We start from the raw sequence: 26,667 nt of genomic DNA, 5'->3' as shown, positions 1-26,667 counted from the left end.
TGGGCGGCGCGATCTGCCCGATATCCCTAGCCGCCGGTCTGGGCGTGCTCCGCCGCCGAGCGGAGGTCGATCTCGCGCCAGAAACCCGCCCGGATCGCATAGCGGTCGTGCTCGTCGATCTGGTCGTCCTTGTGGGCCAGCAGCCCGAAGCGGGCCGCGTAGCGCAGCAGTTCACCGTCGATGCGGTGCGGGATGCGGGGGTACTCCGTGGAGAGCTGCTGGAGATGGCCCGAATCGGCGAGCCGTTCGGTCCAGCGGCGCGCGAAGACCTGGCCGACCTCGAACGGGTCGCCGCTGACCGCGGTGATGTCCTCCTCGCGGTCGGCCCAGCGCTGCTCGGCGCTGGTGAGCTGGGCCAGCATGGGGAGGTTGGCGGTCTCCGGCGGCTCCCCCACCCCGGAGCCGGGGCCCCGGTCGACCCAGCCCTTGTCGGAGGACCAGCGCAGCGTGGCGCCCGCCGCCGGCCGGTCCGCCTGGCCGCCGGGCCCGGCGGGGCCGCGGCCCAGGTCGGCGAGGTCCTTGGGGGTGGGCACGACCTTGGCCCCGGCCCCCGCCGCGACGTCCGCGCCCGCCTCGGCGGCCGCGGCGGCGGGACGCCCGGAGGCGTCGGCCGGGCCGCTCCCATCAGCGCCGGGCCGGGCGGCGCCATTGCGGCCGGGGGCCGCCTCCGCCGCGCCGGGCGACGCCGCAGCCGCGGCAGCAGCGGCAGCGGCGGCCGTGGCGGTCTCCGGCAGCGGGGCGGAGAGAATGGCCGCGATCTCCGGGCGCGGCTCGGAGACGGGCGCACAGGGCCCGGGAAGCTCCTTGGCGCGCACCGCCCGGGTGATCCAGGCGCGGTCCAGGACGCGCCGCTCATCGGCCTCGGCCACGAGGTCCTCGGACTGGTTGTAGTCCCCGCCGGCGGCCTGCACCGCCCAGAGGTGGACGGCGACCCCGTGCTCCTTGGCCGACATCAGCCCGGGCAGCAGGTCCCCGTCGCCGGTGACGAGGACGATGTCGGAGCAGGCCCGGTTGCGGGCGAGCTCGGTGAGCTCGGCGTGCATGGCGGCGTCCACGCCCTTCTGGGCCCAGCGGCCGTCGCTGCGGGTGAGCGCGCCGAGCCGCACGGTCACCCGGGGCATCACCCGCAGCCGCCGGTGCTCGGGCTGGGGTACGCGGTCGGGGGCGCCGTCGAACCAGTAGATCCGCAGCAGCGGACGTTCGGTCTCGACCTCGGCCCGTTCCCGCAGGCCCTGGATGAGGGTCGCGTGGTCGACGGAGATGCGCGATCGGGCGGGCTCCCCGGCCAGCAGGCTCGCGGCGGCGCCCAGCAGGTACCCGGCGTCCACCAGGACGACGCAGCGGTCCACGTTCCACCCTCTTCCCTGACGAATCAGTCCTCGGTCGCCCCCCGCGCACAGCCGTCCCCGGATGTGGTCTTTCGGCTTTCCTTCGAGTCTGCCCGACCGCGCGGGGGTTATCAGTCCGAACTGGATCACCGGCGTGGCGGATACGGCTTACCCGCCAAGACCCCCCTTCTCACTCACCGTAATTGTCCGAAATGCACGGGTCACCGCGGCATGTCACTGTTCTTCCCGAAGGGCTTCTTCCGAAGGGCATCTCCCGGAGGGCCCTTCACCGGGGGGCTGATCCCAACTGGAGGAACACCACCATGGGCAAGAACAAGAACCGCGATCGCAAGCAGCAGCAGGAGCGGCGTCAGGAGCGGGGCATGGCCGACCGCCCCGCCGACCAGCAGTCCTCGATGGACGCGCAGTCGCAGGCGATGCGGTCGGAGGGCAGCCCCTCGACGCCGCGCAAGGACCGGCAGAAGAGCTTCGGCCACAACTGACGCACCGCGCACCGGCGCTGGGCCCCGCGGTGGCAGACCGTGTGACATGGCCACAAGGGGCGCGCCCGACACGGGCGCGCCCCTTGGACGTTCTTCATTGCCTTCGTCAGGGCCGGGCCGTCACCCGGCCAGGCAGGACGCCCCCAACAGCACCTTGAGATCGCCGAAGAGCGCCGGGTCGGCGGTGACGCGGTGCCGGTCGAGCCGCAGCACGGTGGTCTTCCGCGCCCCCTGGAGCTTGATCCGCACCTCGGTGGAGCCGCGGTGGTGGGTGAGCACCTCGCCCAGCTTCTCGACCAGCGGCGGGGTGACCTTGACCGTGGGAATGGTGATCGTCACGGGCGCGTCGGCGCCCGCCTCGGACAGATCGGGAACCATCAGCTCCATGGCGACCAGCCGGGGCACGTCCTCGCGCTTGTCCAGCCGCCCCTTGACGAAGACGACCACGTCCTCGATCAGCTGGGTGGAGACCAGCTGATAGGTGGCCGGGAAGAACATGCACTCGATGGAGCCGGCCAGGTCCTCCACGGTGGCGATCGCCCAGGCGTTGCCCTGTTTGGTCATCTTGCGCTGGAGGCCGGAGATGATGCCACCGATGGTGACGATCGCGCCGTCCGCGTGCTCACCGCCGGTGAGCGCGGAGATCGCGGCATCCGCCTTCTCGTTCAGCACATGCTCGATGCCGAACAGCGGATGGTCGGAGACATACAGGCCCAGCATCTCCCGCTCCTGGGCCAGCAGATAGGTCTTGTCCCATTCGACGTCCGCGAACTCGACGTCGAGCCCGAAGCCCGGCCCGTCACCGTCCCCGCCGTCGCCGCCCATGCCGCCGAACAGGTCGAACTGCCCCTCGGCCTCCTTGCGCTTGACGGCGACCACATTGTCGATCAGGGCCTCGTAGTGCGCCATGAGCCCCTTACGGGTGTGGCCCATCTCGTCGAAGGCGCCCGCCTTGATCAGCGATTCGGTGGTGCGCTTGTTGCAGACGACCGCCTCGACCTTGTCCAGGTAGTCCGGGAACGAGGCGTACTTCCCCTTGGCCTTGCGGCCGCGGATGATCGCCTCCACCACGTTCTGACCGACGTTCCGGACCGCCGTGAGACCGAAGAGGATCACATCATCACCCTGGGCGGTGAAGTTGGCCTCGGACTCATTGACGTTCGGCGGCAGCACCTTGATGCCCATGCGGCGGCATTCGTTCAGATAGACCGCCGACTTGTCCTTGTCGTCGCGGACCGAGGTGAGCAGCGCCGCCATGTACTCGGCGGGGTAGTTGGCCTTGAGGTACGCGGTCCAGTAGGTGACCAGGCCGTACGCGGAGGAGTGCGCCTTGTTGAACGCGTATCCGGCGAACGGGACCAGGACGTCCCACACCGCCTGGATGGCCTCGTCGGAGTAGCCGCGCTCACGGCAGCCCTTCTGGAAGGGCACGAACTCCTTGTCGAGGACCTCCTGCTTCTTCTTGCCCATCGCGCGGCGCAGCAGGTCGGCCTGTCCGAGCGAGTAGCCCGCGAGCACCTGGGCGGCCTTCTGCACCTGCTCCTGGTACACGATGAGGCCGTAGGTGATGCCCAGGACCTCCTTGAGCGGCTCCTCCAGCTCGGGGTGGATCGGGGTGATCTCCTGCTGGCCGTTCTTCCGCAGCGCGTAGTTGATGTGCGAGTTCATGCCCATCGGGCCCGGCCGGTAGAGGGCCGAGACGGCGGAAATGTCCTCGAAGTGGTCGGGCTTCATCATGCGCAGCAGGGAGCGCATGGGGCCGCCGTCGAACTGGAAGACGCCCAGGGTGTCACCGCGGCAGAGCAGTTCGAAGGTCTTGGGGTCGTCCAGGGACAGATCGAGCAGCTTGAGGTCGATGCCCTTGTTGGCGCGCACCATCTTGACGGCGTCGTCCATGATGGTGAGGTTGCGCAGGCCCAGGAAGTCCATCTTCAGCAGGCCGAGCGACTCACAGGTGGGGTAGTCCCACTGGGTCACGACCTGGCCGTCGTTCTTCGGCGAGAAGACGGGCACATGGTCGGTGACCGTCTCGCTGGACATGATCACACCGGCCGCGTGCACGCCCATCTGCCGGACCAGGCCCTCGATTCCGCGCGCGGTGTCGATGACCTTCTTCACATCCGGCTCGTTCTCGTACATCCCGCGCACCTCGCCCGCCTCGCTGTAGCGGGGGTGCTTCTCGTCGGTGATGCCGGAGAGCGGGATGCCCTTGCCGAGGACATCGGCGGGCATGGCCTTGGTGATGCGGTCGCCCATCGCGTACGGATAGCCGAGCACGCGGGCGGAGTCCTTGATGGCGTTCTTGGCCTTGATGGTGCCGTAGGTGCCGATCTGGGCGACCTTGTCGGCGCCGTATTTCTCGGTCACGTACCGGATGACCTCACCGCGCCTGCGCTCGTCGAAGTCGATGTCGACATCGGGCATGGACACACGCTCGGGGTTGAGGAACCGCTCGAAGATCAGCCCGTGCTCGACCGGATCGAGGTCGGTGATGCCCAGGGCGTACGAGACGATCGAACCGGCCGCGGAGCCTCGGCCGGGGCCCACCGCGATGCCGTTGTTCTTGGCCCACATGATGAAGTCCGCGACCACGAGGAAGTAGCCCGGGAACCCCATCTGGATGATGACGTCCATCTCGTACTCGGCGAGCTTCTGCCGGTCCTCGGGGACGCCGCCGGGGAAGCGCTTGGCCATCCCCTTGCGGACCTCCTCCTGAAACCAGGTGACCTCGGTGTACCCCTCGGGCACGTCGAACCGCGGCATCAGGTCGCGCTTCTCGAACCAGCCGGTGTTGTCGATCTGCTCGGCCACCAGGAGGGTGTTGCGGCACCCCTCCTGCCAGGCGTCCGAGGAGTCGATGGCGTACATCTCGTCGGTGGACTTGAGGTAGTAGCCGGTGCCGTCGAAGCGGAAGCGGTCCGGGTCGGAGAGGTTCTTGCCGGTCTGGACGCACAGCAGCGCGTCGTGCGCCGCGGACTCCCGGGAGTAGGTGTAGTGCGAGTCATTGGTGACCAGAGGCGGGATGCCCAGCTTCTTGCCGATCTCCAGCAGCCCGTCCCGCACCCGGCGCTCGATCTCGATGCCGTGGTCCATCAGCTCCAGGAAGTACCGGTCCTTGCCGAAGATGTCCTGGTACTCGGAGGCGGCCTTGAGGGCCTCGTCGAACTGGCCGAGCCGCAGCCGGGTCTGGAGCTCGCCCGAGGGGCAGCCGGTGGAGGCGATCAGGCCCTCGGACCACTGGGCGATGGTCTCCTTGTCCATCCGCGGCCACTTGACGAAGTAACCCTCCATATAGGCGTCCGAGGAGAGCCGGAAGAGGTTGTGCAGACCGGTCTTGTTCGACGCCCAGATGGTCTTGTGGGTGTAACCACCGGAGCCGGAGACGTCATCGCGCTTCTGGTGCGGCTGGCCCCACTGCACCCGCCGCTTGTAGCGCCGGGACTCGGGGGCCACATACGCCTCGATGCCGATGATCGGGGTGACCCCCGCGCCCATCGCCTGCTGGTAGAAGTCGTACGCGCCGTGGAGGTTGCCATGGTCGGTCATGGCGATGTGGGTCATGCCCATCTCGTTGCACGCGTTGAACATGTCCTTGAGCCGCGCCGCACCGTCCAGCAGCGAGTACTGGGTATGGACATGCAGGTGCGTGAAGGGCGGCTTGGTCACGGTGGAAGACCTCCGGCGAACAATCGATGACGGCAGGGCGAGACAGCTCCGAAGGTTACCCCTCCGCACTGACAAGAGCCGGGCACTCGCGGGTAGCCTCAGGCGTTGATCCCGACGGGGCATCCGGTCTTCCCGCGCACCCGGCGAGACGGAACATACCCTGTCGTATCTGCCCCACCGATCATCTCTCTCATGCCCCAGGAGGCGTTCCGCGATGTCGACCCAGCAGACCCAGGCGGAACAGCGCGGCGAGCACATCCTCGCCGTATTCGACACCGCCTTCGGCGAGCTGCTCGCCGCCGACCCGGCCGCCTTCCGCGTCAAGTTCCGGAAGATGGCCGCCTCGGCGTTCGCGTTCTACCGCGGCACCGCCTGCCTGTTCTATTCCGATGTGGAGCGGGAGCGCTCCGGCGGGCCGTACTTGGACGACCGCACCAGCCGGGTGTGGATCCACGGCGACCTCCACGCCGAGAACTTCGGCACCTACATGGACGCCAACGGCCGGCTGATCTTCAATGTGAACGACTTCGACGAGGCGTATGTCGGCCCCTTCACCTGGGACCTCAAGCGCTTCGCCGCCTCCGTGGCGCTCATCGGCTACACCAAGGCGCTCAGCGACGAGAAGATCACCGAGCTGGTGCGGACGTACGCCGCCGCCTACCGCGAGCGCGTCCACGCCCTGGCCACCGGCGCCAAGAACGACGAGGTGCCGCCCTTCACCCTGGAGACCGCGGAGGGCCCGCTGCTGGACGCGCTGCGCGACGCCCGCTCGCTGACCCGCTTCGGGCTGCTGGACTCGATGACCGAGATCCGCGACTTCGAGCGCCGCTTCGCGGCCGGCGGCGGGGCCATCGAGCTGGACGCGGCCACCCGCTACAAGGTCCTGGCCGCCTTCGACGGCTATCTGGAGACGCTCCCCGAGTCCAGTCTCTCGCGCCCGGACTCCTACCGCGTCAAGGACGTGGTGGGCCGCCGGGGCATCGGCATCGGCAGCGCCGGGCTCCCCTCGTACAACATCCTTCTGGAGGGCAACAGCGACGCCCTGGAGAACGATGTGGTGATCTACATGAAGCAGGGGCAGACCCCTGCGGTCTCCCGGCACATCACCGATGAGCAGGTGCGGTCGTACTTCCACCACGAGGGCCACCGCACGGTGATCTCCCAGCGCGCGCTCCAGGCCCACGCCGACCCGTGGCTGGGCTGGACCGAGCTGGACGGGGCGGGGCAGCTGGTGGCCGAGGTGTCGCCGTACGCGGTGGACCTGGACTGGTCCGACATCGACGACCCGGCCGAGATCGCGGCGGTCGTGGCCGACCTGGGCCGGGCCACGGCCACCATGCACGCGGCCGCGGACGACCAGAGCGGCCACTCCCTGGTGCCGTTCTCCACCGAGCGCGCCATCGACGCGGTGATCGCCGCCGACGAGGACGGCTTCGCCGAGCTCCTGGTGGACTTCGCGCACTCTTACGGTGCCCGCGCCCGGGCCGACCACCAGATCTTCGTGGACCTCTTCCGCAACGGCCGCATCCCCGGCCTCTGATCGCCTCCCCGGGGGCGCCCGTCCCCCAGGGCCGTTGATCGCCACCCCGGCCATGGCCGGGGTGCGCTCGCCCCCCTATCGTTGACGGTCATGTGGCCTGGACAGCAGCCGCCGGGGGGCGAGCGAGACCCGCAGCAGAATCCGTACCAGCAGCCGGGTCAGCCGCCGCCCCCGGATCAGCCTCCGGGCTTCCCGCCCGCTCCCCCGCCACCCCAGGGCCCCCCGCCGGGCCCGGGTGGCGGGCCCTGGGGCGGCGCTCCCGGCACCCCAGGCGCCCCTGGCGCCCCCGGCCCGGCGGACCGGCAGCGCAAGGGCGGCCTTACGGCCGTCATCGCGGTGGCGGCCGCCGCCGCGGTGGTCGCGGGCGTTCTCGTGGTCACGGATGACGACAAGGGCTCGCGGGGCGGCTCGTCGGACGATGTCGTCCAGGGCCCGCCGGGAGCGCCGGGCTCCGGCGGCTCGGACGGATCCGGGGAGCCGGACCGCTCCGGTGGCTCACAGGGCCCGGGAAACCTCGTCACGCCCGCCCACAGCTCCGGGCCCGGCGGCACCACCGTGGTGATCGGCGAGGCCGGGGCCAAGCACACCCTCGACGTCTACGAGGACCTGCGCTGCCCGCCGTGCGCCTCCTTCGACCAGGCGGTCGGGCCGACCATCGCCAAGGACATCAAGGCCGGCACGTACAAGGTCTCGTTCCACTTCGCCGCCATCCTCGACAAGAACATGGGCGGCAGCGGCTCCGCGAACGCCCTGAGCGCCCTCGGGGCGGCCCTGGACGTGAGCCCCGACACCTTCCTCGACTACAAGGCCGCGCTGATGTCGTCGAAGAACCACCCCGAGGAGAGCGAGGACTCCTACGCCGACGACGACCAGCTGCTGACCGTCTCCCAGGAGGTGTACGCCCTCAAGACGAACGCCTCCTTCCGGGAGGCTCTACGCGAGGGCACCTACGACCCCTGGGCGAAGAAGATGATCGCCGACTTCGACGCCTCCGGGGTGAGCGGCACCCCCACCGTCAAGCTCGACGGCTCCCAGCTCACCGGGAGTGGCGGCTCGACTCCCGCGACCGCGGCGGAGTTCACAGACGCGGTGGACAAGCAGCTCAAGGGGTGAAACGCGCAGGTCAAGGGCGGGTGGTCGGCCGCCGGGCCGATTCTTCACATGGTCCCTACAGCCGTTCATGGCAGAATTCGAAGTCATGGATGGCACCGGACCGCAGCTGAGGGCAGTGCGCGCGGCGCTCTTCACGGCGCTGTGTGTCACGCTGTCCTCGGCTTCGCATGTCCTGCTGACACGGGCCCCGCTGCCGCTGGCCACCGTCGCCGCGCTCGCGGTGGCCGTCTTCGCCGTCGCGTACGCCCTCGCGGGCCGGGAGCGGGGCTTCTGGTCCATAGCGGCCCTGCTGATCCCGCTGGAGCTGGCCGCCGACACGATCTTCACCACCGGCCAGCAGGCCTGTTACGGACAGTCCGGCGGCCCGGTGGCGGGCTCCCTGCGCTCCATGGGCGTCACCGTGCTGTGCGGCGGCGACCTCGGCGGTCCGCTGCCCGGGGTCTCCCAGAGCGGCGTCGCCACCCCGCTGGCGGCCGCCGTGAGCTCCGCCACCCCCTGGCTGCTGCTCACCGCGCATATCGCGGTGGGTCTGATCGCCTCGGCCTGGCTGCGGCGCGGCGAGGCCGCCCTGAGCCGTCTGCTGGCCTCCGTGGCCGCCTTCGCCTTCCGGCCGCTGCTGCTGGCCGTCGCGGTGCACGCGGCGGCCCTGCTGCCCCACCGCCGGGCCCCGCGGCCCGTACGTCCGGTGCGCCCGGCACCGGCCCTCCCTCTCCTCGTGCACTCCGTGGTGCGTCGTGGACCGCCCCGCTCGGCCGTTGCCTGAGCACAGCGCTCCACACCCCCGTACGCATCACTGACGACGCACACCCACGGAGATCGAACCATCATGAGCAACCGCAACAGCCAGCAGAACAAGCAGGCCGCGCGCGAACGGCTGCGTGCCGAGCGCGAGCGCCAGGCCAAGAAGGACCGGATGCGGCGCCAGCTGTTCGTCGGCGGCGCGGTCGTCGCGGTCCTCGCGATAGCCGGCGGCATCGGCTACGCCGTCACCAACATGAACTCGGACAACCCCAACCAGAAGTGGCGGGCGGCGGCCGAGAAGAAGACGTTCGCCAAGCCCGCCAACGCCACCGGCCCCCAGGGCACGACGATCGTCATCGGTGACAAGAAGGCCAAGAACACCCTGCACGTCTACGAGGACATGCGCTGCCCGGTCTGTGCCCAGTTCGAGAAGTACACCGGCCCGACCGTGCTCAAGGACATCAAGGACGGCACCTACAAGGCGCAGTTCACCATGGGCACCTTCCTCGACGACAACAAGCAGCAGCCCGGCGCCGGCTCGAAGAACGCGCTGAGCGCGCTCGGCGCGGCCCTCAATGTCAGCCCACAGGCGTTCCTGGACTACAAGGAAGCGCTGTACGCGCCGAAGAACCACCCGAAGGAGACCGATGACGCCTTCGCGAACGACCAGAAGCTGATCGACGTCGCCCAGCAGGTCAAGGAGCTGAAGGGCAACACGGCCTTCGAGAAGGCCGTGAAGAACGGCACCTACGACCGGTGGGCGCTGGCCATGTCCAAGACGTTCAACGACACCAAGGACATCACCGGCACCCCGTCCTTCAAGCTGAACGGGAAGAAGCTCCAGGTGGGCGAGAACCCGCCGATGACCCCGGACCAGTTCACCCCGCTCGTCAAGCAGGAGCTCAAGAAGTAAGGAGCTCAAGAAGGAGCGTCCGGCCCTTCCCCGGCCGGGTCGGCGGGCGTGCCCTTGAGGGCGCGCCCGCCGACGGCGTTCCGCCCCTGCGAGTCACGGCCCCGGTGACCTGGCGGCGACGGGTGGGCGAACATCCCCCAAGCCCCCTGTCCCCGCGGGCTACTTGTCAGTAATCTCCTCGGCCGTGACCGACCTCCACATATCGCGCCGAAGCGCCGTCACGGCCGCGGCGGCCGCCGCCGCCCTGCTGCCCCTCGTCCCGGGCCCCACCGCCACCGCCGCCTCCGGACCCGCCTTCCTGCACGGCGTCGCCTCGGGCGACCCGCTGCCCGACGGGATCCTGCTGTGGACCCGTATCACGCCCGCCCCCGACGCCGTGCCCGGCTCGGGGCTCGGCCCCGCCGTCGAGGTGACCTGGGAGGTCGCCGAGGACCGGGACTTCCGCTCGGTCGTCGCCCACGGCACCGTCAAGGCCGCCGCCGACACCGACCACACCGTCAAGGCCGATGTGCGCGGGCTGCGGCCCGCCACCGGCTACTTCTACCGCTTCGGCGTGGACGGCGGCGTCCGCTCCCCCGTGGGGCGCACCCGTACCGCCCCCGCCCACGACGCCACGACCGAGGGGGTGCGCTTCGGCGTGGTCTCCTGCGCCAACTGGGAGGCGGGCTGGTTCTCCCCGTACCGCCATCTGGCCGCCCGCACCGACCTGGACGCGGTGCTCCATCTGGGCGACTACATCTACGAGTACAAGAGCGGCGAGTACCCGGCGGCCAAGTACGTCGTCCGCCCGCACGCCCCCACCCACGAGATCGTCACGCTCGCCGACTACCGCGTCCGGCACGGGAACTACAAGACCGACCCCGACGCCCAGGCGCTGCACGCCGCGCTCCCCCTCATCGCGATCTGGGACGACCACGAGTTCGCCAACGACGCCTGGTCCGGCGGGGCGGAGAACCACACGCCCGGCACCGAGGGGGCGTGGGCCCAGCGGGTGGCCGCCGCCAAGCAGGCGTACTTCGAGTGGATGCCGGTGCGCCCCTCCACCCAGGGCACCACCTACCGGCGGCTGCGCTACGGCAACCTCGCCGATCTTCACCTGCTCGACCTGCGCTCGTTCCGCTCCCAGCAGGCGGCCACCGGCAGCGGGGACGTGGACGACCCGGAGCGCACCCTGACCGGGCGCGCCCAGCTCGACTGGCTGAAGTCGGGCCTGACCGCCTCGGACACCACCTGGCGGCTGGTGGGCAACTCGGTGATGATCTCACCGGTCGCCTTCGGGGCCCTCCCCGCCGAGCTGCTGGGCCCGCTGGCCGAGCTGCTGGGGCTGCCCAAGGGCGGGCTGGCCATCAACACCGACCAGTGGGACGGCTATACGGACGACCGGCGCGAGCTGCTCGCCCACCTCACCGACCACGGGATCGGCAACACGGTCTTCCTCACCGGTGACATCCATATGGCGTGGGCCAACGACGTACCGGTGAAGGCCGCCACCTATCCGCTCTCCCGGTCGGCCGCGACCGAGTTCGTGGTGACCTCGGTGACCTCCGACAATCTCGACGATCTGCTGCATGTGGCGCCACAGACGGTGTCCCTGGCGGCGGCCGCCGCGATCAGGGCCGCCAACCGCCATGTGAAGTGGGTGGACATGGACTCGCACGGCTACGGCGTGCTCGACGTCACCCCGCTGCGGGCCCAGATGGACTACTACACCATCTCCGACCGGACCGATCCGCACGCCACGAGCGCCTGGACGCGGTCGTACCGCACCCAGGCGGGCAGCCAGAAGATCGAGCGGGCCGACGCGCCCGTGCGCTGAAGGCCCATCCCGTACGTCAAAGGCTCACCCCGTACGGCGAAGACTCACCCGTACGTCAGAGGCTCAGAGGCTCGCCAGGAAGCCGAGTGCCACCCTCCAGGTGGCCTCGGCGGCCTCCTTGTCGTAGTCCGGCAGCTCGGGGTCGGTGAAGATGTGCCCGGCCCCGCCGTAGCGGAAGACCTCCACATCGGCACCGGCCCGCCGCATCCGCAGATACCAGGCGTTCAGCCAGTCGTGCGGCTCGAACGGGTCGGGGTCGGCCACATGCAGCTGCACCGGCAGGTCGTCGGCCGCGGCGTCGTCGGCGATGTCCGAGGTGCCGTGCAGCAGGAGCAGTCCGCGCGCCTTGTCGTCGCCCAGCGCCAGATTCTGCGCCAGGGAGCCGCCGAGCGAGAACCCGGCGTAGACCAGCCCGCGGTCCGAGTACGGCGCGGCGGCGGTGATGGCCCGTTTCAGCAGCTCGTCGCGGCCGATCCGCTCCTTGATCACCATGCCGTCCTCGACGGTCTCGGCGGTCTCCCCCTCGTACAGGTCCGGCACGACCACCTCATGCCCGGCCGCGCGCAGCCGGTCGGCCGCCTCGTGCACGGCGGGCCGCAGCCCGTACGCGGAGTGGAACAGCACAATCGTCGAGGTATCGGCCACCGCCGTCACTTTCCTTCCCGTTTCACTTTCCGTGGATCGCCACCTTCTATCGTGCCAGTCACAGTCTGAGGACACCCGATCCGGGGAAGGCGGGACAGGACACCCTGGAGTCTCCCTGGGGAAGGATGAGGTAGGTGTCCATGGAGGACGTGCTGCGTCCGCTCATCGTCATCGGCGGCTCAGTGGCCATCACGCTGTTCATCGGCTGGGCGGTCGACTGGCTGCTGCGGAGGGTCGATGCCCGGCATCCCGAGACCCCCCTGTGGGGCCATCTGCGCCGCTGCCGGGTCCCTCTTCAGGTGACCGTGTGTACGGCGTTGCTGAGCGGGTCGTACGACAAGACGCAGGCGAAGGTCGTCCAGGAGCACGAGTCGGCGATCGGCCAGTTGCTCGCGCTGGTGCTCATCGCGGCCACGGCATGGCTCATGGTGCGGGTCTCCTCGGCCGTGGTGGAGTCCTCCTACTTCCGCTACGCCTCCTCCAGCGCGCACGACCCCGCGCGGGTGCGCCGGGTGCGCACCCAGGTGACGCTGATCCAGCGGGTGGTGGCCGCGATCGTCGGCGTGGTGGCGGCCTCCGCCATGCTGCTGACCTTCCCGACGATGCGCACGGTCGGCACCTCCATGCTGGCCTCCGCCGGGATCCTCGGGGTGGTCGCCGGTGTGGCCGCCCAGTCCACGCTGGGGAACCTCTTCGCGGGGCTCCAGATCGCCTTCGGCGACATGGTGCGGATCGGCGACACGGTGGTCGTGGACGGCGAGTGGGGCACGGTCGAGGAGATCACGCTGACCTTCCTGTCCGTACGGACCTGGGACGAGCGCCGGATCACCATGCCGGTGTCGTACTTCACCAACAAGCCGTTCGAGAACTGGTCACGCGGTGGCACCCAGAAGGTGGCCACGGTCTTCTTCCACCTGGACCACACCGCGCCCATCGAGGAGATGCGGGAGCACCTGCGCGACATTGTGCAGAAGTCCTCGGCCTGGGACGGCCGGGACTGGAACCTGGTGGTGACGGACACCACCCCGAGCACCATCATGGTGCGGGCGCTCATCACGGCGCGGGACCCGGACGACGCGTGGACGGTGCGCTGTGAGGTGCGCGAGAAGATGATCACGTGGCTGAGGGACGCCCATCCGTACGCCCTGCCGCGCATCGCCACCGCCCCGGCCGTCCAGGCCCCCCAGTCGCTGCTGGAGAGCGAGCGGCGCCGTGAGCGCCATGACCACTTCGCCCGCTTCGAGGACGGGCTGCGCAAGGACTCCTCGCGCTCGCGGTGAAGCCGGTGGCAGGTCGCTACAACGACCGTCGCATCGCGCGGTGCGGGATGCCGCTGCCCTCGTCGAACTCGGGGCCGAACGCCTCGTAGTCCAGCCGCTCGTAGAAGCCGAGCGCATGGGTCTGGGACTCCAGATAGACCTCGGCCAGTCCGCGCCGGTGGGCCTCCGCCTCGACGGCCCGGACCAGATCGGCCCCCAGCCCCGTGCCCCGCGCCGCCCTCGCCACCGCGAGGCGGCCGAGCACGGCGGTGGTGCCGCCGTCGACACCGGCGTGGCCGTACTTCTTGTCCGCGGCCGCGCCGTGCAGGAAGCGGACGGTGCCCACCGGGCGGCCCCCGTCGTCGGTGGCCAGGAGGTGGACGGCGTGCGCGTCGTACGCGTCCATCTCCTCCTCCTCGGGGATCCGCTGCTCCACCACGAAGACCTCGCGGCGGACCGCGAAGCAGCCGGACAGGTCCCCGTCGGTCACGACCTCGATCACGCGCTCTCCGCCTTCACGATGTCCAGCGCTCCGCGCAGATCGTCCGGGTAGACGCTCTCGAACTCGACCCATCCGCCGTGCGCGGGGTGCTCGAAGCCGAGCCGCACGGCGTGCAGCCACTGCCGGGTCAGCTTCAGCCGCTTGGCGAGCGTCGGGTCCGCGCCGTAGGTGAGGTCGCCGACGCAGGGGTGGCGGTGGGCCGCCATGTGCACCCGGATCTGGTGGGTGCGGCCGGTCTCCAGCTTGATGTCCAGCAGGCTCGCGGCCCGGAACGCCTCGATGAGGTCGTAGTGGGTGACGCTCGGCTTGCCGTCCGCGGTCACCGCCCACTTGTAGTCGTGCTGGGGATGGCGGCCGATCGGGGCGTCGATGGTGCCGCTCAGCGGGTCCGGGTGGCCCTGGACCAGCGCGTGGTAACGCTTGTCCACGGTGCGCTCGCGGAACTGCTGCTTGAGCACGGAGTACGCGAGCTCGGACTTCGCGACGACCATCAGCCCGGAGGTGCCGACGTCCAGCCGGTGCACGATCCCCTGGCGCTCGGCGGCGCCCGAGGTGGAGACGCGGAAACCGGCGGCGGCGAGCCCGCCGATCACGGTGGGGCCGCTCCAGCCGGGGCTGGGGTGGGCGGCGACGCCGACCGGCTTGGAGACGACCACGATGTCCTCGTCGTCGTGCACGATGTCCATGCCCTCGACGGGCTCGGCGACGATCCGCACCGGCGGCGCGGCCTGCGGCATCTCGACCTCGAGCCAGGCACCCCCGGAGACCCGGTCGGACTTCCCGGCGACACTGCCGTCGAGCTGCACCTTTCCGGCGGCGGCCAGCTCGGCCGCCTTGGTCCGGGAGAAACCGAACATACGGGCGATCGCGGCATCGACGCGCTCGCCCTCCAGACCGTCCGGTACGGGCAGGGTGCGGATCTCGGGAATCGTACTCACCCGACGAGTATGCCGGACCGCGCGGACCGGTTCGTACGTCAGTCCTTGTGGACCGTGCCGTCAGTCCTTGTGGACCGTGCCGTCAGTCCTTGTGGACCGTGCCGTCCGGGTCCAGACCGCGGAAGGACAGGATCACGATCAGGAAGCCGCCGCACACGATGGCCGAATCGGCGAGGTTGAAGACCGCGAAGTGGGAGGGCGCGATGAAGTCCACGACCGCCCCCTGGAAATCCCCGGGCGTCCGGAAGATCCGGTCGGTGAGATTGCCGAAGGCCCCGCCGAGCAGCAGCCCGAGCGCGATGGCCCAGGGCAGGCTGTGGAGCTTGCGGGCCAGCCGCGCGATCACCACGATGACGCCGACCGCGATCACCGTGAAGACGATGGTCATGGCCTCGCCGAAGCCGAACGCCGCTCCCCGGTTGCGGATCACCTCGAACTGGAGCCAGGTGCCGATCACCTCGACCGGGGCGTGGTGCTCCAGCTTCGCGACCACGGCCAGCTTGCTGGTCAGATCGATCAGATAGGCCAGCGCCGCCACCGCGAGAAGCACCCCGACGCGCCGCTTCCCCCTGCCCGCCGCGGCCTCACCGGATCCGGCGGCGCTGGTCCCGGCGCCCCCCTCTGCCTTCCCCGCGTCCGGCGTTCCGATGGCCTGCTCCGCCTCTGTCACGTGAGTCCCTCAACCTCGTGAGTCTGTCTCCCCCTGTGAGGGACGAGGGTACGGCACACACGTACGGGCGTCAGCGCCGCTCCTGGCGCTGCTTGCACTCGACACACAGCGTGGCCCGGGGGAACGCCTGCATCCGCGCCTTGCCGATCGGGTCGCCACAGCTCTCGCACAGCCCGTACGTCCCGGTGTCCAGCCGGTCCAGGGCCCGCTCGGTCTGGAGCAGCATCTCGCGGGCGTTTCCGGCCAGGGCCATCTCATGCTCGCGGGTGATGTTCTTGGTGCCGGTGTCGGCCTGGTCGTCGCCCGCGCCGTCACCGGAGTCGCGCATCAGCCCGGTGATCGCCTCCTCGGAGGCGAGGATCTCGGTGCGCAGCCGGCCGGCCTCGGTCAGCAGACCGGAGCGCGCTTCGTCCACCTCCTCGGCCGACCAGGGGTCCTCGCCCGGGCGGACCGCGAGCTCACCGGGGTCGACGGGGGCGCCCGCCGCACGGGCCTTGGGCAGGGGCGGCGCGGTCGTCGTGGCCTTCTTGTTCGTCGGCGCACCACTCGAGGTCTTCTTCGCAACCACTTTCCTGGCTCCCGTCTTCTTCGCGGGCACCGCCTTGTCGGCGGGCGCGGCCTTCTTGGCGGGCGTCTCCGACTTCTTCTTCGGTGCGCTCTTCTTCGCCGCCTTGGCGGCGCCTTGCGCGGCGGCCCTGCCGGGTGCCGCGGTCTTGTCGACGGTCTTGTTGACGGCCTTCTTGCCCGAGGCGCTCTTCTTGCCGGGCGCGGCCTTCGTCGCCTTCGCCGTGCTCTTCTGCACGGTGGTCTTTCTCGCCACCATGGCCGCGGCCCCTTCACATATTGTGATCTTGCGCGCGAATCGTTCCGGAACGATAAATCGACTCCGGGCGGGCGGCAACGGGGCACGCCGCCCGATTCGCCCGGCTTGCCCGTACGACAAACCGGTCTCCACCGTTGTGCCCCGCTCCACGCCCGGTAATCCGTCCGGGATCCGGTCCGCGGGGGTTACCCAGCGTGACGGGCCTGATCGCGGTCCCCGGCGTCCGGCCATTCGGGGCAGTCCCCCGGACCCGGCCATCCCCCACTCGGCGCAGTGCCCCAGCGGTGACCGAGCAGTGCCATATTCGGTCGGCCCCGGTCCCCTCGGCCCCGTACACTGGGCGCAGCGAGAGGCATGGATGGGGACGAGTAGCGTCGTAGGCGGCCCAGAGCGACCCGGGGACGGTGTGAGCCCGGGGGCGAGCGCGATGTGAAGGATCACCCCGGAGCCGCCGGAAGAACGCCCGCCCTGGGTCAGTAGAACCGGCATCGCGATCCCAATGAGGGGGCCGGGAGCCAACCGCTGCCGGTCAAGGAGGGTGGTACCGCGGGAGCACACGGCTCTCGTCCCTCCGACGGAAACGGAAGAGCACGTGTCCGCCGGAGGAAGAAGAGCCCCGATGACGCCGCAGTACCGCCAGGTGCCCGCCCAGGTCGACCTGCCCGCCCTCGAGCACGCCGTGCTCGACTTCTGGCGGGAGAACAAGATCTTCGCCCGTAGCCTCGAGCAGTCCGAGGGACGGCCCGAGTGGGTCTTCTACGAGGGCCCCCCGACCGCGAACGGCATGCCGGGCGCCCACCACATCGAGGCCCGCGTCTTCAAGGACGTCTTCCCGCGCTTCCGCACCATGCGGGGCTACCACGTCGACCGTAAGGCGGGCTGGGACTGCCACGGCCTGCCGGTCGAGCTGGCGGTCGAGAAGGAGCTGGGCTTCAACGGTAAGAAGGACATCGAGGCGTACGGCATCGCCGAGTTCAACGCCAAGTGCCGGGAGTCCGTGACCCGGCACACCGACGCCTTCGCCGAGCTCACCACCCGGATGGGGTTCTGGACCGACCTCGACGGCGCGTACTGGACCATGAACCCCGGCTACATCGAGTCGGTGTGGTGGTCCCTGAAGGAGATCTTCAACAAGGGGCTGCTGGTCCAGGACCACCGCGTGGCCCCCTGGTGCCCGCGCTGCGGCACCGGGCTGTCCGACCACGAGCTGGCCCAGGGCTATGAGACGGTCGTCGACCCCTCGGTCTTCGTCCGCTTCCCGCTGACCTCGGGCCCGCTGGCGGGCGAGGCGGCGCTGCTGGTGTGGACGACCACGCCGTGGACCCTGGTCTCCAACACCGCCGTGGCCGCGCACCCGCAGGTGCGCTATGTGGTCGCCACCAACGGCGAGGAGAAGCTGATCGTCGCCGAGCCGCTGGCCGAGAAGGCGCTCGGCGAGGGCTGGACGGTCACCGGCGAGTCCTTCACCGGGGCCGAGATGGAGCGCTGGGGCTATCGGCGCCCCTTCGAGCTCGTGGACATCCCCGACGCCCACTTCGTCGTCAACGCCGACTATGTGACGACCGAGGACGGCACCGGTCTGGTCCACCAGTCCCCCGCCTTCGGTGAGGACGACCTGCTGACCTGCCGGGCCTACGGGCTGCCGGTGGTCAACCCGGTCCGCCCGGACGGCACCTTCGAGGAGGGCCTGGACCTGGTCGGCGGCCAGTTCTTCAAGAAGGCCGACGAGGCGCTCACGGCGGACCTCAAGGAGCGCGGGCTGCTGTTCCGGCACGTGCCGTACGAGCACAGCTACCCGCACTGCTGGCGCTGCCACACCGCGCTGCTCTACTACGCCCAGCCGTCCTGGTACATCCGCACCACCGCGATCAAGGACGCGCTGCTGCGGGAGAACGAGAAGACCAACTGGTATCCCGAGTCGGTCAAGACCGGTCGCTATGGCGACTGGCTCAATAACAACATCGACTGGGCGCTGTCGCGGAACCGCTACTGGGGCACCCCGCTGCCCATCTGGCGTTGCGCCGAGTCCCATCTCACCTGCGTCGGCTCCCTCGCCGAGCTCTCCGAGCTGACCGGCACCGACCAGAGCGGTCTGGACCCGCACCGGCCGTACATCGACGCGGTCACCTTCACCTGCACCGCCGACGGCTGCTCGCTGACGGCCGAGCGGGTGCCCGAGGTCATCGACGCCTGGTACGACTCGGGCTCGATGCCGTTCGCGCAGTACGGCTACCCGTACCGCAACAAGGAGCTCTTCGAGCGGCGCTACCCGGCGCAGTTCATCTCCGAGGCCATCGACCAGACCCGCGGCTGGTTCTACACGCTGATGGCGGTCGGCACCCTCGTCTTCGATAAGTCCTCGTATGAAAACGTGGTCTGCCTCGGTCACATCCTGGCCGAGGACGGTCGCAAGATGTCCAAGCACCTGGGCAACATCCTTCAGCCGATCCCGCTGATGGATCAGCACGGCGCGGACGCGGTGCGCTGGTTCATGGCCGCCGGCGGCTCACCGTGGGCGGCCCGCCGGGTGGGCCACGGCACCATCCAGGAGGTCGTGCGCAAGACGCTGCTCACCTACTGGAACACGGTGGCCTTCCAGGCGCTGTACGCCCGCACCTCGGGCTGGGCGCCGTCCGCGGCCGACCCGGCCCCGGCCGAGCGGCCGCTGCTGGACCGCTGGCTGCTGGGTGAACTGGGCACGCTCACCGAGCAGGTCACCGAGTCCCTGGAGGCGTACGACACCCAGCGCGCCGGCAAGCTGCTGTCGGCCTTCGTCGACGACCTGTCCAACTGGTACGTGCGCCGCTCGCGCCGCCGTTTCTGGCAGGGCGACGCCGCCGCGCTGCGCACCCTCCACGACGTCGTCGAGACGGTCACCCGGCTGATGGCGCCCCTGGTGCCCTTCATCACCGAGCGGGTCTGGCAGGACCTGGTCGTCCCGGTGACCCCGGAGGCCCCCGCCTCCGTGCACCTGACCACCTGGCCGGAGCCGGACCGGTCGATGATCGACCCGGCCCTCTCGGAGCGGATGGCGCTCGTGCGGCGCCTGGTGGAGCTGGGGCGCGCGACCCGCGCGGAGTCCGGTGTGAAGACGCGCCAGCCGCTGTCGCGCGCGCTGGTCGCCGCCTCCGGCTTCGAAGCCCTCGGCGCCGAACTGCGCGCGCAGATCGAGGAGGAGCTGAACGTCTCCTCGCTGGCGTCGCTGAGCGAGGTCGGCGGCTCGCTGGTCGACACGACCGCGAAGGCCAACTTCCGCGCCCTGGGCAAGCGCTTCGGCAAGGGCACCCAGCCGGTCGCCAAGGCGATCGCGGAGGCCGACGCGGCCGCGCTGTCGGTCGCGCTGCGCGAGGGGAACGCGTCGGTCGTGGTGGACGGCGAGACGGTCGCCCTCTCCCCCGACGAGGTCATCATCACCGAGACCCCGCGCGAGGGCTGGTCCGTCGCCTCCGACGCGGGCGCCACCGTCGCCCTCGACCTGGAGATCACCCCGGAGCTGCGGCGCGCGGGGCTGGCCCGTGACGCGATCCGGCTGATCCAGGAGGCCCGTAAGAACAGCGGGCTGGATGTGGCCGATCGGATCGCGCTGCGGTGGCAGTCGGCCGACGAGGAACTCCGTCAGGCCCTCGTCGACCACGCCGAGCTGATCGCGGACGAGGTCCTCGCGACCGACTTCGCGGCGGGCGACGGTGACGAAGGCTACGGCGACCCGTTCACCGACGCCCCGCTGGGCCTCACCTTCCGCCTCCGCAAGGCGTAACCCGGACCGGGGGTTTGTCCCCTACCCCGGTCCTCAAGCGCCGGACGGGCTGATTTCAGCCCGTCCGGCGCTTGAGGACACGCCCGAAGGGCGTCCGGGGTCCAGGGGGCGGAGCCCCATGGTTCGGGAAGGGGCGGGTAGGGGAACAAACCCCCGCGGTCGGCGCGCACGTGGCAAAGGGCCGGGTCCCAGGAGGAAGCTCCTGGGACCCGGCCCTTGTGATTGCCGAACGCTCCGCGCCTACGCGCCCCGCGCCAGCGTCAGTTGTCGTCCTCGTCGATGAGGAAGCCCCGCATCGGGCTCGGCGCCTGCTGCATCGGCTGCGGACTCTGCGGCCGCACCGGTGCCATCGGCTGGGTCATCGCGGGAGACATCTGCTGCTGGCCACCGTAGGACGGCGCTCCACCGTTCTGGTTGTGGCCGCCCATGGACTGGTTGCCGCCCATCGTGTGGCCACCCATCGTGCCGGCGCCGGCCGAGGCCATGGAGCCGCTCATCGAGGGGGACGGCGGCAGCGAGGCGGTCGCCGGGGTGCGCGGCGGGGCGAGCGAGTCGTCGGCCTGGTTCTCCAGCTGGCGCAGCTGGCTCTCCAGGTACGACTTCAGCCGCGTGCGGTACTCGCGCTCGAAGCCGCGCAGGTCCTCGACCTTGCGCTCGAGCGTGGCACGAGCGGACTCCAGGGAGCCCATCGCGACACGGTGCTTCTCCTGCGCGTCCCGCTCCAGCGCGTCGGCCTTGGCACGGGCGTCCCGCTCCAGGCCCTCGGCGCGGCTACGGGCCTCGCCGACGATCTTGTTGGCCTCGGAACGGGCCTCCGCGATCGCCTGGTCGGCGGTCTGCTGCGCGAGCGAGAGCACGCGCGCGGCGCTGTCGCCGCCCGGGCCCTGCCCCGGCTGCGGCAGCTGCGGGCCGCCAGGACCGCCGGGGCCACCAGGGCCACCGGGACCGCCCATCGGGCCACCCATGGGGCCGCCGGGACCCATGGGACCGTTCTGGCCCATCGGGCCGGGTCCGCCCTGCTGCATCGGACCAGGGCCGCCCTGCTGCATCGGGCCGGGACCGCCCTGCTGCATGGGACCGGGGCCGTTCTGGCCCATCGGGCCGGCCGGCAGCTGCGGGGCTCCGCCCGGGAGTTGAGGCGGGCCACCCATCTGCTGCTGGCCGGGCGGCACCGGCTGCGGCGGTCCAGATATGGCGGCGGGCACAGGTGCGCCCGGCCGCTCCTGCTGTTCGGGTGGCTTGCGCATGCCTTGTTGCTGGCTCTGGGCCGCGGCACGTGTCGCGGCGGCCAGCTTGGCGCGCAGGTCCTCGTTCTCCCGCAACAGCCGAGTCAGTTCGGCTTCGACCTCGTCGAGGAAGGCATCGACCTCGTCCTCGTCATAGCCTTCTCGGAGGCGGACGGTCGTGAACTGCTTGTTCCGCACGTCCTCGGGGGTCAACGGCATCTCTACTTCACCTCAACGTAGTCGTCGGCAATCGGCAAGACCGTATCGTTCACACCCTGCTCGCAAAATTGCTCACGACGGTGATCAGGATCCAGACGATGATCATCAGCACGAAGAAGGACAGGTCGAGCGCCACACCCCCGAGACGCAACGGCGGAATGAACCGCCGTAGCAGCTTGAGTGGCGGATCGGTCACAGTGTAGGTGGCCTCGAGGATGACCACCATCGCCCTACCGGGTTGCCACGAGCGCGCGAACTGGAAGACGTAGTCCATCACGAGCCTGAAGATCAGCACGATCAGGTAGCAGTAGAGCGCGATGTAGATCACCTGTAGTGCGATGCCCATCCCGCGCGTCCCTCTCCCCTGGTTCGTACTCGGCCTTTCGGCCTCGGATGACTCGGTGTTGCCGGTTTGCCGTTTTTGCGTCTCAGCTCTGGTTGAAGAACCCGCCCTCTGCGATACGGGCCTTGTCCTCCGCCGTGACATCGACGTTAGCAGGAGACAACAGGAACACCTTCTGCGTCACCCGCTCAATGCTCCCATGGAGACCGAACACCAGACCGGCCGCAAAGTCGACAAGTCGCTTCGCATCCGTGTCGTCCATCTCCGTCAGATTCATGATCACGGGAGTGCCCTCACGGAAGTGTTCCCCGATAGTACGGGCCTCGTTGTAGGTCCGGGGGTGCAGTGTGGTGATGCGGTACGGCTCCCGCTCGGACACGACCTTGGGCATGATCACTGGCGCGTTCTTCTCCAAGTTCTGACGTTCAGGTGTGATGGACGCCACGGGGGCGATTCGCGCGGGTCGCCCGGTTTCCACCGCAAGTGGAGCCGGTTCGCGTTGTGCGGGAGGGTGGACGACTCGCACAGATTCGCCCCTTTCCGGCCGCGGTTCGGTCTCCACCACCTGATGCCGCCGGCGGTCCCGCTCCCGCTCGGGCTCCGGCTCGGGCTCGAACTCGTCGTCGGGGTCGAATCCCCGGCCGTCGTACCCATCGTCCTCCACGAGGCCGAGGTAGACCGCCATCTTGCGCATCGCGCCGGCCATTTTCTGCGTCCTCCGCTCTGTGGTGGATCGGCTCCGCCACCGGATGCCATGGATCCACGTGGCCCGCCCGCCTTTTGACGGGAATGACCATATTTTCTGCTGTGGTCCGACTTCTTCGCGACGTTACCGGAGCCCGGGTCGGACTCCGAGTACCGCAGTGCCGACGCGCACATGTGTCGCCCCCGCCGCCACCGCTTCCTCGAGGTCCGAGCTCATCCCCGCCGAGACCATGTTCGCAGCCGGATGGGCCACGCGCAGGCGGGATGAGATTTCCATCAGCCGGTCGAACGCCGCCCGCGGCCGCCCCTCGTAGGGACCCGCCAGCGGGGCGACGGTCATCAGACCGTCGAGCCTGAGCCCTTCGGCCTCGACCACGGACTCGGCGAGCCGTTCCACTCCGTCCGGTCCCACCCCTCCGCGCTCTCCCCGGTCACTGGAGTCCACGTCGAGCGCGACCTGAATCAGGACGCCCAGCTCCCGGGCGGCCCCCACAGCCGCACGGGAGAGCGCGTCGACCAATCGCTTGCGATCGACAGATTGCACCACATCGGCATAACTCGATACAGAACGCACCTTATTGGTCTGCAACTGCCCAACAAAGTGCCAGATCAATGGCAGATCCGCGCATTCCGCGGCTTTGGGGGCGGCCTCCTGGTCGCGGTTCTCGGCGACATGCCGTACGCCGAGTTCCGCGAGCAAACGGACATCGCTCGCCGGATAGGTCTTGGTGACCACGATCAAGGTCACCTCTTCGCGCTTGCGACCGGCCCCGGCGCAGGCGGCAGAGATACGTTCCTCCACGCGGGCCAGATTCGCGGCCAGTTCCGCCTTGCGATCCGTCACAGCTCAGCCGCCCAACCAGACATAGCTCGCGAGCCGCCCCGTGGTGCGCTCGCGCCGGTACGAGAAGTGGTCCGCCGACTCCAGGGTGCAGATGTGAGATTGTCCATCCATCTCGTCCATCCGCACACCCGCGCGTGTCAGTTGGGCCCGCACACCGGCCGCCACATCCACGGCGGGGGTACCCCAGCTGGTCTCGGCCCACGCCTCCGGCACCGTCTCGGCCACATCGGCGCGCATCTCCGCGGGGACCTCGTAGCAGCGGCCGCAGACCGCGGGACCGGTGCGGGCGACGATCCGGGCGGGCTCCGCACCCTGTTCGGTCATCGCCCTCAGCACCGCCGGGACCACTCCGGCGACCAGTCCCGGCCGCCCGGCGTGGGCGGCGCCGACGACCCCGGCCACCGGATCGGCCAGCAGCACCGGGGTGCAGTCGGCGGTGAGGACGGCCAGGGCGAGGCCCCGACGCCGCGTCACCACCGCGTCCACCGCCGGGATCTCCTCGTCCGACCACGGTCCGTCGACCACCGCGACGTCCCGGCCGTGCACCTGGTTCATCCAGACGACCGCCGCCGGGTCCAGGCCCATCGCCTTCGCGGCCAGCTCGCGGTTGGTCCGTACGGCCTGGGGGTCGTCGCCGACCGCCCCGCCGAGGTTGAGCTCCTCATACGGAGCGGCGCTCACCCCGCCCCACCGGTCGGTGAAGGCGAAGTGCGCGCCGCTCGCGTCGTGCTGTTGCGCTATCACGTCTGGTTCACTTCAAAGTCGCCGTCGAGCCATACCGGACGGCTCACTTCAGGAAGTCCGGGACGTCCAGCTCCTCGGCCTGGCTCTCCGGGTAGGGGCGAGCCGGGGGGACCTGGGGGTGCGGGGTGGGCGCCGGGGGCGGCGGCACCTCGGCGACCGGGGCGGGGTCCGCCGGGGCGGGCTCCTCCTCGCGCGGGGTGACGCTGCCGAGCCCGCCGAAGGACGGGCGGCTGCCGCTCTCCTGGCCGGCCGGGCGGTTCGAGGAGCCGCCGGATCCCTCTTCGCGGTTGCCGCCGCTGTAGGAGCCGAGCACCTTGTCGCGGTTCTTCGCGGGCGGCTGACCGCCGTCGAAGCCCGCCGCGATCACGGTGACCCGGACCTCGTCGCCGAGCGCGTCGTCGATCACCGCGCCGAAGATGATGTTGGCCTCGGGGTGGGCGGCCTCGCTCACCAGCTGGGCGGCCTCGTTGATCTCGAACAGGCCGAGGTCCGAGCCGCCGGAGATGGAGAGCAGCACGCCCCGGGCGCCGTCGATGGACGCCTCCAGCAGCGGCGAGGAGATCGCCATCTCGGCCGCGGCCACCGCGCGGTCGTCACCGCGGGCCGAGCCGATGCCCATGAGCGCCGATCCGGCCTCCGACATCACGGACTTGACGTCCGCGAAGTCGAGGTTGATCAGACCCGGGGTGGTGATCAGGTCGGTGATGCCCTGAACACCCGACAACAGGACCTGGTCGGCCGACTTGAACGCGTCGAGCACGCTCACCTGACGGTCCGAAATGGACAGCAGCCGATCGTTCGGGATCACGATGAGGGTGTCGACCTCGTCCCGCAGACCCGCGATGCCGTCCTCCGCCTGATTGGCGCGGCGGCGGCCCTCGAAGGTGAACGGACGGGTGACCACACCGATCGTCAGTGCGCCCAGCGAGCGGGCGATGTTCGCGACCACCGGGGCACCGCCGGTGCCCGTGCCACCGCCCTCACCCGCCGTCACGAAGACCATGTCGGCCCCCTTGAGGACCTCCTCGATCTCCTCGCGGTGGTCCTCGGCCGCCTTACGGCCGACGTCGGGGTTGGCGCCGGCTCCCAGGCCCCGGGTGAGCTCACGACCGACGTCCAGCTTGACGTCCGCGTCACTCATCAGCAGGGCCTGCGCATCGGTGTTGATCGCGATGAACTCGACGCCCTTGAGCCCGACCTCGATCATCCGGTTGATGGCATTCACGCCACCGCCGCCGATGCCGACGACCTTGATGACTGCGAGGTAGTTCTGCGGTGCTGCCACGTCGAAGGCCTCTCGCCTCGAGTTACGTGTCGTCACCCCGCCGTTGTGCGGTGCGCCGACTGATGCCGAATGGGACGGTTCCGATTGCCGACCCCAACCCTAACGCTGAAGTTTAGGGTTACCAGTGCCTCTGTTTCCCGGACTCTTCGGAACAGGACACTAAGTCGACAAGTGGCGCGCGTTCAATGAACACGCCGAACCTCCCGCTTTTCTTTTCACCCTATGTGATCACCCAGTGGGCTAGCCAACCAGGGTGCTGGCCTGCCGCTATCCGCGTCAACTGCGAGACACCGCGGGGGCACTCGGCGCTTGGACGTCGAAGTGGTCGGCGTCCGGCCGCGCTTTCATCAGGGCGGTGAGCGCCTTGGCCTTCGCCTCGCCACGCTCTCCGCTCCCCCACGCGATGGTACGGCCCCCGGTCAGCTCCAGGGTGATCGAATCGTACGAGCGGACCCGGAGGGAACGGGTGTCCTGGCGGACCTTCTCGGGGAGTTGAGTGACCACCCGGACCGCCTCGCGGCGCAGTGCGGTCGGGCCGAAATGGCGCGAACTCGGCGACCGATCCGGCTCCATTTCCAGCAGCGGAACCCCCTTGGGACGCTTGCTCAGGGTGGAGAACCGGACCCCCGTGGCGTCCACTTCGTGGAACTTCCCGTCCTCTTCGACAATGGCTTCGGGCCTGCGTTCCGTCACCACCAGACTGATGGTGTGCGGCCATGACCGGGATACGTCCACTTTCGCAATCCGCTTCAGCCGCTCGCGCACACGATGTTCGATCGCTCCGGTGTCCACCGCCACCAGAGGGGTGTTCAGGGATACGTCGGCGGCGTCCGCCACGTCCTCGGCGGTGAGGACGGTGGTGCCGGCGACCCGCACCCGCTCGGCCCGCAGCCAGCTCGAGCCGTAGAGCAGCCAGACGGCCCCGGCGCCGAGCAGGGTCACCGCCACCACCGTCACCAGCAGGGTGCGGCGGCCGGGCGGCCGGAGCCTGCGGCGCACCCGGAGGAGGCGTGGGGGCGGGCCGGACGGAGTCGTCCTTCGTGCACCGCGCTCGGCGGTCGACGGTCCGGCCACGCTCCCTGCCTCC

Annotated in this window: 22 protein-coding genes; 8 read left to right on the top strand and 14 right to left on the bottom strand. The window is 70.0% G+C overall.

Going from position 1 to position 26,667, the window contains the following annotated elements:
- Positions 1-26: 26 nt before the first annotated feature.
- The gene (locus KHP12_RS36685; protein ID WP_210609178.1) at positions 27-1,349 is read right to left on the bottom strand and encodes an NYN domain-containing protein; all 1,323 of its coding nucleotides are present in this window, start codon (positions 1,347-1,349) and stop codon (positions 27-29) included.
- 302 nt (positions 1,350-1,651) lie between these two features.
- Here KHP12_RS36685 and KHP12_RS36680 point away from each other — a divergent pair, with 302 nt between their 5' ends.
- A complete protein-coding gene (locus tag KHP12_RS36680) occupies positions 1,652-1,831 on the top strand; it encodes a hypothetical protein (protein ID WP_020872094.1) in 180 nt (59 codons plus the stop codon).
- A gap of 120 nt (positions 1,832-1,951) precedes the next feature.
- Here the strand turns inward: KHP12_RS36680 and dnaE are convergent, their stop codons facing one another.
- Positions 1,952-5,497, bottom strand: coding sequence for a DNA polymerase III subunit alpha (gene dnaE / locus KHP12_RS36675; protein ID WP_086882679.1), 3,546 nt, complete (start codon positions 5,495-5,497; stop codon positions 1,952-1,954).
- Positions 5,498-5,711: 214 nt separating this feature from the next.
- On the opposite strand from dnaE, the gene KHP12_RS36670 reads away from it, so the two are divergent.
- From KHP12_RS36670 to KHP12_RS36650, 5 genes are all read left to right on the top strand, one after another.
- The gene (locus KHP12_RS36670) at positions 5,712-7,037 is read left to right on the top strand and encodes a DUF2252 domain-containing protein (RefSeq protein WP_086882680.1); all 1,326 of its coding nucleotides are present in this window, start codon (positions 5,712-5,714) and stop codon (positions 7,035-7,037) included.
- Between the two features lie 90 nt (positions 7,038-7,127).
- Complete coding sequence (locus KHP12_RS36665) at positions 7,128-8,150, top strand: thioredoxin domain-containing protein (RefSeq protein ID WP_244202920.1); 1,023 nt, start codon at positions 7,128-7,130, stop codon at positions 8,148-8,150.
- Positions 8,151-8,235: 85 nt separating this feature from the next.
- On the top strand, positions 8,236-8,913 hold the full coding sequence (locus tag KHP12_RS36660; protein WP_086882681.1) for a hypothetical protein: 678 nt from the start codon (positions 8,236-8,238) through the stop codon (positions 8,911-8,913).
- A 63-nt stretch (positions 8,914-8,976) separates the two neighbouring features.
- Positions 8,977-9,804 carry a thioredoxin domain-containing protein gene (locus tag KHP12_RS36655; RefSeq protein WP_086882682.1) on the top strand — a complete coding sequence of 276 codons (828 nt, stop codon included), beginning with the start codon at positions 8,977-8,979 and terminating at the stop codon, positions 9,802-9,804.
- 184 nt (positions 9,805-9,988) lie between these two features.
- Entirely contained in the window at positions 9,989-11,620 is a 1,632-nt protein-coding gene (locus KHP12_RS36650; protein ID WP_086882683.1) for an alkaline phosphatase D family protein, read from the top strand.
- 63 nt (positions 11,621-11,683) lie between these two features.
- Here the strand turns inward: KHP12_RS36650 and KHP12_RS36645 are convergent, their stop codons facing one another.
- Positions 11,684-12,274: a dienelactone hydrolase family protein gene (locus KHP12_RS36645; RefSeq protein WP_037948965.1), complete on the bottom strand. Its 591-nt coding sequence runs from the start codon at positions 12,272-12,274 to the stop codon at positions 11,684-11,686.
- A 131-nt stretch (positions 12,275-12,405) separates the two neighbouring features.
- On the opposite strand from KHP12_RS36645, the gene KHP12_RS36640 reads away from it, so the two are divergent.
- The gene (locus KHP12_RS36640) at positions 12,406-13,545 is read left to right on the top strand and encodes a mechanosensitive ion channel family protein (RefSeq protein ID WP_086882684.1); all 1,140 of its coding nucleotides are present in this window, start codon (positions 12,406-12,408) and stop codon (positions 13,543-13,545) included.
- Positions 13,546-13,561: 16 nt separating this feature from the next.
- Here KHP12_RS36640 and KHP12_RS36635 read toward each other — a convergent pair whose 3' ends face one another.
- From KHP12_RS36635 to KHP12_RS36620, 4 genes are all read right to left on the bottom strand, one after another.
- Positions 13,562-14,026, bottom strand: coding sequence for a GNAT family N-acetyltransferase (locus KHP12_RS36635; RefSeq protein WP_086882685.1), 465 nt, complete (start codon positions 14,024-14,026; stop codon positions 13,562-13,564).
- On the bottom strand, positions 14,023-14,964 hold the full coding sequence (locus KHP12_RS36630; protein WP_020872084.1) for an RluA family pseudouridine synthase: 942 nt from the start codon (positions 14,962-14,964) through the stop codon (positions 14,023-14,025). Before KHP12_RS36630 ends, KHP12_RS36635 begins: the two co-directional genes overlap by 4 nt.
- A gap of 82 nt (positions 14,965-15,046) precedes the next feature.
- Entirely contained in the window at positions 15,047-15,634 is a 588-nt protein-coding gene (lspA, locus tag KHP12_RS36625; protein WP_086882686.1) for a signal peptidase II, read from the bottom strand.
- Between the two features lie 70 nt (positions 15,635-15,704).
- The gene (locus KHP12_RS36620; protein WP_211834118.1) at positions 15,705-16,457 is read right to left on the bottom strand and encodes a TraR/DksA family transcriptional regulator; all 753 of its coding nucleotides are present in this window, start codon (positions 16,455-16,457) and stop codon (positions 15,705-15,707) included.
- A gap of 619 nt (positions 16,458-17,076) precedes the next feature.
- Here KHP12_RS36620 and ileS point away from each other — a divergent pair.
- Complete coding sequence (gene ileS / locus KHP12_RS36615) at positions 17,077-20,214, top strand: isoleucine--tRNA ligase (protein WP_211834117.1); 3,138 nt, start codon at positions 17,077-17,079, stop codon at positions 20,212-20,214.
- Between the two features lie 260 nt (positions 20,215-20,474).
- Here the strand turns inward: ileS and KHP12_RS36610 are convergent, their stop codons facing one another.
- From KHP12_RS36610 to KHP12_RS36580, 7 genes are all read right to left on the bottom strand, one after another.
- Positions 20,475-21,659 carry a DivIVA domain-containing protein gene (locus KHP12_RS36610; RefSeq protein ID WP_086882689.1) on the bottom strand — a complete coding sequence of 395 codons (1,185 nt, stop codon included), beginning with the start codon at positions 21,657-21,659 and terminating at the stop codon, positions 20,475-20,477.
- A 49-nt stretch (positions 21,660-21,708) separates the two neighbouring features.
- Positions 21,709-22,005, bottom strand: coding sequence for a YggT family protein (locus KHP12_RS36605; RefSeq protein WP_014060001.1), 297 nt, complete (start codon positions 22,003-22,005; stop codon positions 21,709-21,711).
- Positions 22,006-22,087: 82 nt separating this feature from the next.
- On the bottom strand, positions 22,088-22,708 hold the full coding sequence (locus tag KHP12_RS36600; RefSeq protein ID WP_030831675.1) for a cell division protein SepF: 621 nt from the start codon (positions 22,706-22,708) through the stop codon (positions 22,088-22,090).
- A gap of 123 nt (positions 22,709-22,831) precedes the next feature.
- Positions 22,832-23,551 (bottom strand): YggS family pyridoxal phosphate-dependent enzyme, encoded by a 720-nt coding sequence (locus KHP12_RS36595; protein ID WP_037948980.1) that lies wholly within the window; start codon positions 23,549-23,551, stop codon positions 22,832-22,834.
- A gap of 3 nt (positions 23,552-23,554) precedes the next feature.
- Complete coding sequence (pgeF, locus tag KHP12_RS36590) at positions 23,555-24,295, bottom strand: peptidoglycan editing factor PgeF (RefSeq protein ID WP_138911100.1); 741 nt, start codon at positions 24,293-24,295, stop codon at positions 23,555-23,557.
- Positions 24,296-24,338: 43 nt separating this feature from the next.
- The gene (gene ftsZ / locus KHP12_RS36585; protein ID WP_037948987.1) at positions 24,339-25,580 is read right to left on the bottom strand and encodes a cell division protein FtsZ; all 1,242 of its coding nucleotides are present in this window, start codon (positions 25,578-25,580) and stop codon (positions 24,339-24,341) included.
- Positions 25,581-25,856: 276 nt separating this feature from the next.
- The gene (locus tag KHP12_RS36580) at positions 25,857-26,654 is read right to left on the bottom strand and encodes a cell division protein FtsQ/DivIB (protein ID WP_086884985.1); all 798 of its coding nucleotides are present in this window, start codon (positions 26,652-26,654) and stop codon (positions 25,857-25,859) included.
- Positions 26,655-26,667 lie beyond the last annotated feature (13 nt).

This window comes from Streptomyces asiaticus, from assembly GCF_018138715.1.
Taxonomy (GTDB): domain Bacteria; phylum Actinomycetota; class Actinomycetes; order Streptomycetales; family Streptomycetaceae; genus Streptomyces; species Streptomyces asiaticus.
This window is presented reverse-complemented; position numbering and strand designations above follow the sequence as displayed.

Bases quoted from the DNA above. Each gene is read 5' to 3' on its own strand.
- KHP12_RS36610 (WP_086882689.1), bottom strand. From the start codon at position 21,659: ATGCCGTTGACCCCCGAGGACGTGCGGAACAAGCAGTTCACGACCGTC.
- KHP12_RS36660 (WP_086882681.1), top strand. From the start codon at position 8,236: ATGGATGGCACCGGACCGCAGCTGAGGGCAGTGCGCGCGGCGCTCTTC.
- KHP12_RS36605 (WP_014060001.1), bottom strand. From the start codon at position 22,005: ATGGGCATCGCACTACAGGTGATCTACATCGCGCTCTACTGCTACCTG.
- KHP12_RS36640 (WP_086882684.1), top strand. From the start codon at position 12,406: ATGGAGGACGTGCTGCGTCCGCTCATCGTCATCGGCGGCTCAGTGGCC.
- KHP12_RS36600 (WP_030831675.1), bottom strand. From the start codon at position 22,708: ATGGCCGGCGCGATGCGCAAGATGGCGGTCTACCTCGGCCTCGTGGAG.
- KHP12_RS36680 (WP_020872094.1), top strand. From the start codon at position 1,652: ATGGGCAAGAACAAGAACCGCGATCGCAAGCAGCAGCAGGAGCGGCGT.
- KHP12_RS36655 (WP_086882682.1), top strand. From the start codon at position 8,977: ATGAGCAACCGCAACAGCCAGCAGAACAAGCAGGCCGCGCGCGAACGG.
- ileS (WP_211834117.1), top strand. From the start codon at position 17,077: ATGACGCCGCAGTACCGCCAGGTGCCCGCCCAGGTCGACCTGCCCGCC.
- KHP12_RS36670 (WP_086882680.1), top strand. From the start codon at position 5,712: ATGTCGACCCAGCAGACCCAGGCGGAACAGCGCGGCGAGCACATCCTC.
- KHP12_RS36620 (WP_211834118.1), bottom strand. From the start codon at position 16,457: ATGGTGGCGAGAAAGACCACCGTGCAGAAGAGCACGGCGAAGGCGACG.
- KHP12_RS36665 (WP_244202920.1), top strand. From the start codon at position 7,128: ATGTGGCCTGGACAGCAGCCGCCGGGGGGCGAGCGAGACCCGCAGCAG.